A 12,514-nucleotide genomic window follows, 5' to 3' on the forward strand; every position below is an offset into this window, starting at 1 on the left:
AAGAGGGGGAGCAGGGTTTTGTAGGCCCGGTAAGCGCAGCGCCACCGGGCAATACAGACGGGCAATGAATCAGTAGTAAGAGTGCTCGCCGCGCTGGTGTTCGGTCAGGTCACGCACGCCTTTCAGTTCCGGGAACTCGTTCAGCAGCTGCTTCTCGATCCCTTCTTTCAGGGTGACATCGACCATTGAACAGCCGTTACAGCCGCCGCCAAACTGCAGAATGGCAAAACCTTCGTCGGTGATTTCCATCAGGGAAACACGACCGCCATGGCCAGCCAGCTGCGGGTTAATCTGGGATTGCAGCAGATACTCAACGCGCTCCATCAGCGGGGCATCGTCAGACACTTTACGCATTTTCGCGTTCGGCGCTTTCAGGGTCAGCTGAGAACCCAGCTGATCGGTGACGAAGTCAATCTCCGCATCTTCAAGATACGGTGCGCTCAGCTCATCAACATAGGCGGTGAGCTGTTCAAATTTAAGGGCAGTGTCGGTGGCTTCCACGGCGTCCGGAGGACAATAAGAAACACCACATTCTGCATTCGGCGTGCCTGGATTGATCACAAACACACGGATCTGCGTCCCTTCTTCCTGATTTGCCAGCAGTTTGGCAAAGTGCGCTTGTGCAGAATCGGAAATACGGATCATAGCTTTGGCCTAATAGTTGACTAAATTACCTGGGTATAATCATACGCCCATTGAAGAAGGGCTACAAGGTACGGCACAGACACCATACCTGAACCGACGCGGCGCCGCTTTGCAAAAGCAGTCGGGAAAGTTCAGCAACGGTACTGCCTGTGGTGACGACATCATCCACAATCGCGATATGGAGACCGTCGACCGGCAATTCAAGGCGAAAGGCATTTTTGAGGTTTCTTTTGCGAAGCCGGGCGCTGAGCTGATGCTGGATGGCGGTGGCATGAACACGCGTCAGCGCGCGGGCATCATACTGACAGCCAAGCCACCGGGCGAGGGGACGGCAGATCAGGTCACTCTGGTTATAGCCCCGCCGCCAGTGCCGACGTCGGTACAGGGGGACATTTACCACCCTGTCGATTTTCGGCAATGCGCGGTGGCGCCGCGCCTGCAAAACCGCCAGCAGTAGCAGTCGCGCAAGGGGCTGTGCCAGTGAACTTTGACCAGAAAACTTCAGCGCGTGAATCAGCCTGCTCAGCGGCGGAACATAATTATCCACCGCCACCAGCGCGCTCCACGGCGGGGATTTTTTCAGGCACCGGCCACAGGGCAAAGAGGGATTTGTGGCCGGTAAACCACATTGTGGACAGATCCCGATACGCCATTGCAGCGATCGCGTACAGACGGAGCAGATGCCCCACCTGCTGAGTGCCAGCGGCATTCGGCATAGCCAGCACAACCCAGGTACTGTTAGCATGTGCAACCTCCATGTGAAAAAGAGAACAGTAACTGATGAAGACGCTGTGGTGGCAGACCGTCGGAACGGGAAATTGCCATCTTGTGCTGCTGCACGGATGGGGACTGAATGCTGAGGTGTGGCGTTGCGTAAGCGAGGAACTTGCCTCGCAATTTACGCTGCATCTGGTGGATTTGCCGGGTTATGGCCGCAGCCGCGGCTTTGGCGCGATGTCGCTTGATGAGATGGCGCAGCAGGTTCTGGACGCCGCGCCGCAAAACGCTGTCTGGCTGGGCTGGAGCCTGGGCGGGCTGGTGGCAAGCAAGATTGCGCTGGATAACCCCGGGCGCGTGAGCGCGCTGGTTACCGTTGCCTCGTCACCCTGCTTTAGCGCGCAGGACGCGTGGCCGGGGATCAAGCCTGAAGTGCTGGCAGGATTCCAGCAGCAGCTAAGCGACGATTTCCAGCGGACGGTGGAGCGTTTTCTCGCGCTGCAGACGATGGGTACAGAAACCGCGCGTCAGGACGCGCGCACGCTAAAGCAGACCGTGCTGTCGCTGCCGATGCCTGACGTTGAGGTGCTTAACGGGGGGCTTGAGATACTCAAGACGATCGATCTGCGTGAACCGCTGGCGTCGCTGGCGCTTCCGCACCTGCGTATGTATGGCTATCTGGACGGGCTGGTTCCGCGTAAGGTGGTTCCACTGCTGGATAACCTGTGGCCGGAAAGCCAATCAATGGTGGTCGCTAAAGCGGCACACGCGCCATTTATTTCACATCCTGGCGAGTTTTGTTCGGCGCTGTCCGCCTTTATTCGCGCAGTGCCCACCACTCCCTGAGGCAGGCTTTTCCTTCCGGGCAATGTTTACAGCTGCCGGACAGACAACCGTCCGTCTCTTCCTGAATGCGCACCGCTTTCCCCATGGCTTCCAGTCTTTCCAGCATGGCGTCGATCATCGGCTGCGGCGTATGCAGGCTGAGGCTCAGCTGTTTCGCCTCCATTCGCCCCTGCAGTGCCAGCAGGTCACGAACCTGAATCAACGATGCCATGGGGTGTGCTCCTTAGTGACAGTCGCCTGCCGGGCTGTTGCAGCAGGTTGCGGCGGTTTTACGGTTTGCCAGCAGGTCGATGTCGACGCGGCTGCGTGCCCGCCGCAGCAGGCCGAGAACGATCACGTTAAACAGCACAACCGCGAGAATGCAGACCAGGCTGTAGCGCGGGTGCTGGCTGAAATTAACGGTTTGATAAAACAGCGTCGCCAGCGAATACGCGATGTTTAATCCCCACAGGATGGAGAAGCCCATCCAGCCGCGGCTGGACTCGCGGGCAATCGCCCCCATCACGGAGATGCATGGAATATAGAGCAGAACGAAGATGAGGTAGCTGTAGGCCGCGGACGCGCTGCCAAACTTCTCGCCCATCACGCCCATGGCACCGGTCGCCATCTCGCCGTCGCCTTTGCTCGCCTCAATCGGGTTCGCCAGCACGCTCAGGCTGAAGGTGTCCTTCAGGCTCTGCCAGGTTTCCTCTACGGCACCCAGCAGTTCGTCACCGAGGTGAAACTCCGCCGGGTTAAATTCCTGCTCCTGAATGTTCTCGGCGGTGTAGAGCGTGTTCAGGGTACCGACAACCACCTCTTTTGCCATCGCGCCGGTAAACAGCCCGACGGTTGCCTGCCAGTTATCCTCATGCACGCCAATTGGTTTGAAGACCGGCGTGATGACGCGGCTGACGGAGGTGAGGGCAGAGTCGTTAATGTTATCCGCTGCCTGTCCACTCAGGGTAAAGCTGTTCAGCGCGCTCAGGAAAACGCTGACGATGACAATCACCTTACCGGCGCGCAGGACGAAGCCTTTCAGGCGCTGCCAGGTCTGGATCGCCAGGCTTTTCAGATGGGGGACGTGGTACACCGGCAGCTCCATCACGAACGGTGACGCTTCACCGCGCATGATGGTGTGTTTCAGCATTAAGCCGGTCAGGATCGCCATCACGATGCCCAGGACATACAGCGAGAAGACCGCCAGCGCGCCCTGCTGGCCAAAGAAGGCTGCCGCAAAGACCGCAAAGATCGCCAGTCGGGCACCGCAGGACATAAACGGCGCCATCATGATGGTCATCAGACGCTCGCGCGGGGCATCCAGCGTGCGCGCGCCCATCACCGACGGCACGTTACAGCCGAAGCCGACGATCAGCGGGACGAAGGATTTGCCCGGCAGGCCCAGCGCCTGCATCAGACGATCCATCACGAACGCCGCGCGCGCCATGTAGCCGGAATCTTCCAGGAACGAGAGGAACAGGTACATCATGCCGATCTGCGGCACCAGCGGCAGAACGGTATTGATACCGCCGCCGATCCCCTGCGCGAGGAAGATGGTGAGCCATTCCGGGAAGTGCAGAGTGTAGCCCACCCACTGAATGCCGTGCACGAAGACCGCGACGGAACCGGCGTCAAAAATCGGCTGCAGCGCGCCACCGATGTTAATGGCGAGCAGGAACATCACGTACATCACCAGCAGGAAGATCGGCAAACCGAGGAAGCGGTTGAGCACAATCTTATCCACCGCCGCCGTAAAGCGGCTGGGTTCTGCCGTCAGCGCGTTACTGACCACGTCGCAGATCGAGGCGATAGCCTGGTAACGGGCATCGGCGATGTGCAGCGCCGGGTCTTCCAGCTCGTCGCTAAGACGGGCCACCGTCACGTCCAGCTTATCGGCCGCATGACCGGCATAAGCGCGGCTGTAGATATCCCCTTCCAGCATCTGCAGGCCAAGCCACAGGCGCTGTTTCGCAGGCATGGCTTTGTCCATCTCCTGCGCCAGGACGTTGGCTTCGCGCAGGAGAGGCTGGGCGTAATGCACCAGCTCAACGTCGCGATTTCCCGCGTGACGGTCAATGGCCAGCTTCAGCGCATCAATACCGCGCGCGCGCGTCGAGACCAGCGGAACGACCGGGCACCCGAGGCGCGCGGAGAGGGCATCAACGTCGATGCGTAGCTTTTGTTTCTCTGCGATGTCGAGCATGTTGAGCGCCACGATGCAGGGGATACCCAGCTCCAGCAGCTGCAGCGTCAGATAGAGGTTACGCTCGAGGTTCGAGGCATCGACCACGTTGATCAGCAGATCCGCATCGCCGCCAAGAATGTAGTGACAGGCGATTTGCTCATCGAGCGAAGTTTGCGACGAAATGGTGGTTAAGGAGTAGGTGCCGGGAAGGTCAACCAGCGTCACCTGGTTGTCTGTCGTCGTGAACTGGCCCTCTTTACGTTCAACCGTTACGCCCGCCCAGTTGCCCACGCGCTGGCGAGCCCCGGTCAGCTGGTTAAAAAGCGTAGTCTTGCCGGAATTAGGATTGCCAATTAAGCCAATAGTTAACTTTTTCATTTTTCTGGACTCACTGAAACCGCTGGCTTGTTATCGGGATAAGGCTTCGACTTCTATTAACGCGAGGTCTTTTTTACGCAGGACCAGATTCACGCGTCGGGTTTCGATATGAACCGGATCGCCTAACGGCGCCACGCGTACGACCTGGAATGACGAGCCGGGCAGCATGCCAAGCGACAGCAGCTTTTGCCGATAGGCCGGGCTAATTTCGCGGGTAAAACCGGTAATCTTCCATGCACTGTCTGGAGTGAATTGCATAACGCCTGATTCCACGAAAGGTTAAATTATCTACTATGCGATGATAATGAGAATAGTTTTTATCAGCAATATTAAAACTGTGACGGAATGTTGTTTACGGTATTAATTTACGGCCTGTTTGACCTTGCTCAATATTTGCTGAAATGCCGGGAAAACGAAAAGAGAGGTATTTGTTAACGGGGTGATAATTCGTGGTTTAAATATGGCTACACGCTATTTATTTTAATTCCCTGCGGCCTGCTTGCCGGGCGGCACTGCGTTTGCCCGGCCTACAAAACCGTAGGCCCGGTAAGCGTAGCGCCACCGGGCATGTACAACCTTAGCGTTTTTTACCCATCGCGGCCGCCAGCGCATCCATCATCGCGCTGTTGCCTGCAGGCTGGGCGTCACGTCCACGCGGCTTCGCGGCTTTCGCGGCCGGACGCTGCGGCTCGCGGCCCCCGCCGTTGCCGCCGCGGCGCGCGCTGGTGTCACCCGGCTGCTCGTCCAGACGCATGGTCAGGGCGATACGCTTGCGCTGCAGATCCACTTCCAGCACTTTGACCTTCACGATGTCGCCCGCTTTGACCACGGTGTGCGGGTCTTCAACGAACTTGTCGGCAAGGGATGAGATATGGACCAGGCCATCCTGATGCACGCCGATATCCACAAACGCGCCAAAGTTGGTGACGTTGGTCACCGCACCTTCCAGCACCATCCCTGGCAGCAGGTCGTTCATGGTCTCGATACCGTCAGCAAAGCTCGCCGTTTTGAACTCAGGACGCGGATCGCGGCCCGGTTTTTCCAGCTCTTTAATAATGTCGGTAACGGTTGGCACACCAAATTTGTCGTCAGTGAAATCAACGGCTTTCAGGTTGCGCAGGGCGCTGCTGTCGCCCATGAGATCCTTCAGCGCCTGCTGGGTGGCGGCCAGAATGCGTTCCACCACCGGGTACGCTTCCGGGTGAACGGTGGAGGCATCGAGCGGGTTATCGCCGTGGTTGATGCGCAGGAAGCCCGCGCACTGCTCAAACGCTTTTGGCCCCAGACGGCTTACCTTCAGCAGCTGCTGACGGTTCTGGAACTGGCCGTTCTCATCGCGCCAGGCGACGATGTTTTGCGCCATCATGCGGGTTAAGCCCGCTACGCGGGTCAGCAGAGGGACGGAGGCGGTGTTCAGGTCAACGCCAACGGCGTTTACGCAGTCTTCCACCACCGCATCCAGCTTGCGCGCCAGCTGAGTCTGGCTCACGTCATGCTGATACTGGCCCACGCCGATCGATTTCGGGTCGATCTTCACCAGTTCCGCCAGCGGATCCTGCAGGCGGCGAGCGATCGAGACCGCACCGCGCAGGGAAACGTCCAGGTCCGGGAACTCCTGGGCCGCCAGCTCGGACGCGGAATAGACGGACGCCCCGGCCTCGCTGACGATCACTTTCTGCGCCGTCACTTTCGGGAACTGCTTCTGCACGTCGAGGTAGAAACGTTCGGTTTCGCGGGACGCCGTACCGTTGCCGATGGCGACAAGTTCGACGTTGTATTTTTCGCACAGCGCCGCTACCACAACGGCCGCTTTCGCTGCCTGGCCGGTATGCGGATAGATGGTGTCTGTGGCGACCAGCTTGCCGGTGCCGTCAACGACAGCGACTTTTACACCGGTACGCAGACCCGGATCGAGACCCATGGTCGCGCGCAGGCCAGCAGGGGCGGCCATCAGCAGGTCGTGCAGGTTGCGGGCGAAGACGTTGATGGCTTCATCTTCGGCGCGTTCGCGCACGGTGCCCATCAGCTCGGTTTCCAGGTGCATCAGCACCTTGATGCGCCAGGTCCAGCTCACCACGCCTTTGCGCCAGCTGTCAGCCGGGGCGTTGTTCAGGCGCAGGCCAAGATGGTCGATGATGATCTGCTCGCAGTGGCTCTCTTTCGGCGGCTCGTCAAACTGCGGGTCGGCGTTCAGGGAGAGCTGCAGCACGCCTTCGTTGCGGCCGCGGAACATTGCCAGCGCGCGGTGGGAAGGGGTGGTGGAAATCGGTTCGTGGTGATCGAAGTAGTCGCGGAATTTCGCGCCTTCTTCCTCTTTACCCGCGACGACGGTAGAGACGATGTGGGCGTTCTTCCACAGATAATCACGCACTTTAGCGAGGAGGGCGGCATCTTCAGCGAAGCGCTCCATCAGAATGTAGCGTGCGCCGTCGAGGGCGGCTTTGGTGTCCGCTACGCCTTTGTCGGCGTCGATGAATTTCGCCGCTTCGGTATCCGGATCGTGGGACGGCTCGTTCCACAACAGGTCGGCCAGCGGCTCAAGACCCGCTTCAATTGCAATCTGTCCGCGCGTGCGGCGCTTCGGCTTGTACGGCAGATAGAGGTCTTCGAGTTCGGTTTTGCTCAGGGTGCCGTTAATGGCGCTTTCCAGCTCGCTGGTCAGCTTGCCCTGTTCGCCGATAGATTTGAGGATCGCCTGACGACGTTCTTCCAGTTCGCGCAGATAACCGAGACGGGTCTCCAGGTTACGCAGCTGCGTGTCGTCCAGACCGCCGGTGACTTCCTTACGATAGCGTGCAATAAACGGCACGGTGTTCCCTTCATCAAGCAGGCGAACGGCAGCTTCTACCTGTTCGGCTCTGGCCTGAAGTTCACCCGCAATAATGCGGCAGAGCGAATCTTTCATCATGGCTTTATCATCTGTTGAGTCGAAAAAATCAGGGGATAGTTATACGGGCTGACACGGCAAAATGCCAGCCGGGGAGGGCGCTCTCGGACTATTTTACGTAGACGATCTCATTAACGTACCAGCTGGCTTCACCGGCTGGGGTTTGCACGACGGCCAGATCGCCCACTTCCTTTTTCAGCAGCGCGCGGGCCATCGGGGAGTCGATGGAGATGTAATCCTTACGACCAAAAATTTCATCGTAGCCGACGATGCGAAAACGCAGGGTGTCACCGTCGTCGTTTTCAATCTCCACCCACGCGCCGAAGAAGACCTTGCCCTCCTGCTGCGGGGAGTAATCGACGATTTTCAGGTTCTCAAGGCACTTCGTCAGATAGCGTACACGGCGGTCAATTTCGCGCAGCCGCTTCTTGTTGTACTGGTAGTCAGCGTTTTCGCTGCGATCGCCCAGGCTCGCGGCCCAGGTCACCTTTTTGGTCACCTCAGGACGCTCTTCGCGCCAGAGGAAATCCATCTCTTTTTTGAGCTTCTCGTACCCTTCGCGGGTGATCAGGGGCGTTTTCATGGTGCTGCCTTTGCTGCCGGTTCTCTGTTTTGCGCACAATACGTACCACACAGTGTAACAGACAGGATTAATAATAATTTATGTGGTGAAATGAAAAGATAAGCTGCTGTTAAATATGCTTTGTAACAATTTCGACTAGAATTTATACCAGAATTAACTGGTCGAATACGTGCACTTTTTTAGAATACGCTGTTACAAAGACTATCCGAACCTTTGGGAGTACACACAATGCAAGAAAACTATAAAATTCTGGTCGTGGATGACGACATGCGCCTGCGTGCGCTGCTGGAGCGTTATCTGACCGAGCAGGGCTTCCAGGTTCGCAGCGTCGCGAACGCTGAGCAAATGGATCGTCTGTTGACCCGTGAATCTTTCCATCTGATGGTTCTCGACCTGATGCTGCCAGGCGAAGACGGGCTCTCTATCTGCCGCCGTCTGCGCAGCCAGAGCAACCCGATGCCGATCATTATGGTAACGGCGAAGGGCGAAGAAGTTGACCGTATCGTGGGCCTCGAAATCGGCGCCGACGACTACATTCCAAAACCGTTTAACCCGCGTGAACTGCTGGCGCGCATTCGCGCCGTGCTGCGCCGTCAGGCGAACGAGCTGCCGGGCGCACCGTCGCAGGAAGAAGCCGTTATTGCCTTCGGCAAGTTCAAGCTGAACCTCGGCACGCGCGAAATGTTCCGTGAAGACGAGCCAATGCCGCTCACCAGCGGCGAGTTTGCGGTGCTGAAAGCGCTGGTCAGCCACCCGCGTGAGCCGCTCTCCCGCGACAAGCTGATGAACCTGGCGCGCGGTCGCGAATACTCCGCAATGGAACGCTCTATCGACGTGCAGATCTCCCGTCTGCGCCGCATGGTGGAAGAAGATCCGGCGCATCCTCGTTATATTCAGACCGTGTGGGGTCTGGGCTACGTGTTCGTCCCGGACGGCTCTAAAGCATGAGGCGAATGCGCTTCTCGCCGCGAAGCTCGTTTGCCCGCACCCTGTTACTGATCGTCACCCTGCTGTTCGTCAGCCTGGTGACGACCTACCTGGTGGTGCTAAACTTTGCGATCCTGCCGAGCCTCCAGCAGTTTAATAAGGTCCTGGCCTACGAAGTGCGTATGCTGATGACCGATAAGCTGCAGCTGGAGGACGGCACGCAGCTGGTTGTTCCCCCGGCGTTTCGTCGTGAAATCTACCGTGAACTGGGCATCTCGCTCTACTCGAATGAAGCGGCGGAAGACGCGGGTCTGCGCTGGGCGCAGCACTATGAATTCCTCAGCCAGCAGATGGCGCAGCAGCTGGGTGGCCCGACGGAAGTGCGCGTCGAGGTCAACAAAAGCTCGCCCGTTGTCTGGCTGAAAACCTGGCTGTCACCCAACATCTGGGTGCGCGTCCCGCTGACCGAAATCCATCAGGGCGATTTCTCGCCGCTGTTCCGCTATACCCTGGCGATTATACTGCTGGCGATAGGCGGAGCCTGGCTGTTTATCCGAATACAAAACCGACCGCTGGTCGACCTGGAGCACGCTGCGCTGCAGGTCGGTAAAGGCATTATTCCACCTCCGCTGCGCGAGTATGGCGCCTCGGAAGTCCGCTCGGTGACGCGTGCGTTTAACCATATGGCGGCAGGCGTGAAGCAGCTGGCGGATGACCGTACGCTGCTGATGGCGGGGGTGAGCCATGACCTGCGCACCCCCCTGACGCGTATTCGTCTGGCGACGGAGATGATGGGGGAAGAGGATGGTTACCTTGCCGAGTCCATCAACAAGGACATCGAAGAGTGCAACGCCATCATCGAGCAGTTCATCGACTACCTGCGCACCGGCCAGGAGATGCCGATGGAAATGGCGGACCTGAACGCGGTGCTGGGTGAAGTGGTGGCGGCAGAAAGCGGCTACGAGCGTGAAATTGATACTGACCTTCAGGCCGGTGAAATTCAGGTTCGTATGCACCCGCTCTCCATTAAGCGCGCGGTGGCGAACATGGTGGTCAACGCGGCGCGCTACGGTAACGGCTGGATTAAGGTCAGCAGCGGGTCTGAGCTCAACCGCGCCTGGTTCCAGGTGGAAGACGACGGTCCGGGCATCAAGCCCGAGCAGCGTAAGCATCTGTTCCAGCCGTTTGTGCGCGGCGACAGCGCACGCAGCACCAGCGGTACGGGCTTAGGCCTGGCGATTGTGCAGCGTATTGTGGATAACCATAACGGGTTGCTGGAGATTGGTACCAGCGAGCGGGGCGGGTTGAGCATTCGCGCCTGGTTGCCGGTTCCGGTCACGCGGGGGCAGGTGAAAGAGAGTTGAAAAAAGGGTGGCACGAGCCACCCTTTTTTGCAGGTCGGGTAAGGCGAAGCCGCCACCCGACATGGACTACAGTTTTGGACCCGCGCTCACCAGCGCAGCACCTGCCGGGGTATCGGTATACTTCTCGAAGTTCTCGATAAACAGCTTCGCCAGCGATTCCGCTTTCTCGCGCCACTGTTCAGGCGAACCGTACGTATTGCGCGGGTCGAGGATATGCGTATCCACACCCGGCAGCGACGTTGGGATCGCCAGGTCAAACATCGGCAGCGTGAAGGTTTCGGCGTCGTCCAGAGAACCATCCAGAATAGCGTCGATAATGGCGCGGGTATCTTTGATGGAGATACGTTTGCCGGTACCGTTCCAGCCGGTGTTCACCAGGTATGCCTGCGCGCCGGATGCCTGCATGCGTTTCACCAGCACTTCAGCGTACTGCGTCGGGTGCAGCGACAGGAAGGCTGCGCCGAAACAGGCGGAGAAGGTTGGGGTTGGCTCCGTCACGCCGCGCTCGGTACCCGCCAGCTTGGCGGTGAAACCGGAGAGGAAGTGGTACTGCGTCTGGCTGGCCGTCAGGCGAGACACCGGCGGCAACACGCCGAACGCATCCGCCGTCAGGAAAATAACCTTCGTGGCATGACCCGCTTTTGACACCGGCTTCACGATGTTGTCGATGTGGTAGATCGGATAAGAGACGCGGGTGTTTTCCGTTTTCGACGCATCGTCGAAGTCGATGGAGCCGTCGGCACGCACGGTGACGTTTTCCAGCAGCGCATCGCGACGGATCGCGTGGAAGATATCCGGCTCGGCCTCTTCAGACAGGCGAATGGTCTTCGCGTAGCAGCCGCCTTCAAAGTTGAATACGCCGTCGTCATCCCAGCCGTGTTCGTCATCACCAATCAGACGACGTTTTGGATCGGTAGACAGGGTGGTTTTCCCGGTGCCGGACAGGCCGAAGAATACCGCCACGTCGCCTTTTTCACCGACGTTAGCCGAGCAGTGCATGGAGGCGATGCCCCGCAGCGGCAGCAGGTAGTTCATGACCGAGAACATCCCTTTCTTCATTTCGCCGCCGTACCAGGTACCGCCGATCAGCTGGATACGCTCGGTCAGGTTGAAGGCAACAAAGTTTTCGGAGTTCAGACCCTGCTCTTTCCACTGTGGGTTGGTGCATTTCGCGCCGTTCATCACGATGAAATCAGGGGTGAAGTCCTGCAGCTCTTCGTCGGTTGGACGAATAAACATGTTTTTCACGAAATGCGCCTGCCAGGCCACTTCGGTTATAAAACGTACGGAGAGACGGGTGTCGGCGTTAGCGCCGCAGAAAGCGTCGACAATAAACAAACGCTTGCCGGAAAGTTGATGGGTGACGAGCCCTTTCAGGTGCTGCCAGGTTTCCGGAGAGAGCGGTTTGTTGTCGTTCTTCCCTTTGCCCTTGTCAGCCCACCACAGCGTATCGCGGGTGGTTTCGTCTCGGACGATATACTTATCTTTCGGCGAACGACCGGTAAAAATACCGGTATCGACGGCGATAGCACCAAGATTCGTCAACACACCGCGCTCGTATCCTTCCAGTGCTGGATTGAGCTCTTCCTGATACAGCGTATCGTAGTCGGGGTTGTAGACGACTTCCTGGACGTCGTGAATACCATAAGCCTTGAGATCTTGCGGGGTTAAACCAGTAACACGCATATCACTGCTCCTTAGCCAATATGTACTGCCTGAAATTGTAGGGTTTTTCTGAGGTTGTTTACCGCGACGGGGCTCATAGATTCACGCATCTGGACAAAACCCTTACTAACGGAAAACGCTGCGACTCCAGTCACAGCGCAGGCGGATTATCGCAGGAATCGCTTTTTTGTTGGGGAAAATGTTCCGAAAAGGTTAAAGGCTGGTGATTTTATCGGAAAGAATGTGAATGTAATCGCATACACGTAAGAAAATTACGTAAGAGTTACATTGGGAAAACGATTCAGCTTGGGGGGTGTTTTTTACCCCTCAACCCAGCC

Annotated in this window: 11 protein-coding genes; 3 read left to right on the plus strand and 8 right to left on the minus strand. The window is 58.0% G+C overall.

Going from position 1 to position 12,514, the window contains the following annotated elements:
- Positions 1–69: 69 nt before the first annotated feature.
- Entirely contained in the window at positions 70–645 is a 576-nt protein-coding gene (nfuA, locus tag LLF79_RS19500) for a Fe-S biogenesis protein NfuA (protein ID WP_008503055.1), read from the minus strand.
- Between the two features lie 61 nt (positions 646–706).
- Positions 707–1,390 (minus strand): DNA utilization protein GntX, encoded by a 684-nt coding sequence (gntX, locus tag LLF79_RS19505; protein WP_032664748.1) that lies wholly within the window; start codon positions 1,388–1,390, stop codon positions 707–709.
- A 35-nt stretch (positions 1,391–1,425) separates the two neighbouring features.
- Between gntX and bioH the strand changes: the two genes are divergently transcribed.
- On the plus strand, positions 1,426–2,208 hold the full coding sequence (bioH, locus tag LLF79_RS19510; protein ID WP_008503053.1) for a pimeloyl-ACP methyl ester esterase BioH: 783 nt from the start codon (positions 1,426–1,428) through the stop codon (positions 2,206–2,208).
- Here bioH and feoC read toward each other — a convergent pair.
- The 5 genes from feoC to greB all read right to left on the minus strand — a co-directional run bounded on the left by feoC (position 2,180) and on the right by greB (position 8,220).
- The gene (gene feoC, locus LLF79_RS19515) at positions 2,180–2,419 is read right to left on the minus strand and encodes a [Fe-S]-dependent transcriptional repressor FeoC (protein WP_227880218.1); all 240 of its coding nucleotides are present in this window, start codon (positions 2,417–2,419) and stop codon (positions 2,180–2,182) included. The two genes, bioH and feoC, sit on opposite strands and share 29 nt — an antisense overlap.
- A gap of 12 nt (positions 2,420–2,431) precedes the next feature.
- Positions 2,432–4,750, minus strand: a complete 2,319-nt coding sequence (gene feoB / locus LLF79_RS19520; RefSeq protein WP_227880220.1) for a Fe(2+) transporter permease subunit FeoB — start codon at positions 4,748–4,750, stop codon at positions 2,432–2,434.
- A gap of 30 nt (positions 4,751–4,780) precedes the next feature.
- A complete protein-coding gene (feoA, locus tag LLF79_RS19525) occupies positions 4,781–5,008 on the minus strand; it encodes a ferrous iron transporter A (protein ID WP_008503050.1) in 228 nt (75 codons plus the stop codon).
- Positions 5,009–5,327: 319 nt separating this feature from the next.
- Positions 5,328–7,658 carry a Tex family protein gene (locus LLF79_RS19530; RefSeq protein WP_227880221.1) on the minus strand — a complete coding sequence of 777 codons (2,331 nt, stop codon included), beginning with the start codon at positions 7,656–7,658 and terminating at the stop codon, positions 5,328–5,330.
- Positions 7,659–7,746: 88 nt separating this feature from the next.
- Entirely contained in the window at positions 7,747–8,220 is a 474-nt protein-coding gene (greB, locus tag LLF79_RS19535) for a transcription elongation factor GreB (RefSeq protein ID WP_008503048.1), read from the minus strand.
- A 228-nt stretch (positions 8,221–8,448) separates the two neighbouring features.
- Between greB and ompR the strand changes: the two genes are divergently transcribed.
- Both ompR and envZ read left to right on the plus strand, forming a co-directional pair.
- Positions 8,449–9,168, plus strand: a complete 720-nt coding sequence (ompR, locus tag LLF79_RS19540; RefSeq protein ID WP_001157751.1) for a two-component system response regulator OmpR — start codon at positions 8,449–8,451, stop codon at positions 9,166–9,168.
- Positions 9,165–10,511, plus strand: a complete 1,347-nt coding sequence (gene envZ / locus LLF79_RS19545; RefSeq protein WP_227880225.1) for a two-component system sensor histidine kinase EnvZ — start codon at positions 9,165–9,167, stop codon at positions 10,509–10,511. The genes ompR and envZ overlap by 4 nt, the downstream gene beginning before the upstream one ends.
- 66 nt (positions 10,512–10,577) lie before the next feature.
- On the opposite strand, the gene pckA is transcribed toward envZ, so the two are convergent.
- On the minus strand, positions 10,578–12,197 hold the full coding sequence (pckA, locus tag LLF79_RS19550) for a phosphoenolpyruvate carboxykinase (ATP) (protein WP_021242192.1): 1,620 nt from the start codon (positions 12,195–12,197) through the stop codon (positions 10,578–10,580).
- Positions 12,198–12,514: the final 317 nt, after the last annotated feature.

Source organism: Enterobacter cloacae complex sp. 2021EL-01169 (genome assembly GCF_020733125.1).
In the GTDB taxonomy this organism is placed as follows: Bacteria; Pseudomonadota; Gammaproteobacteria; order Enterobacterales; family Enterobacteriaceae; genus Enterobacter; species Enterobacter roggenkampii.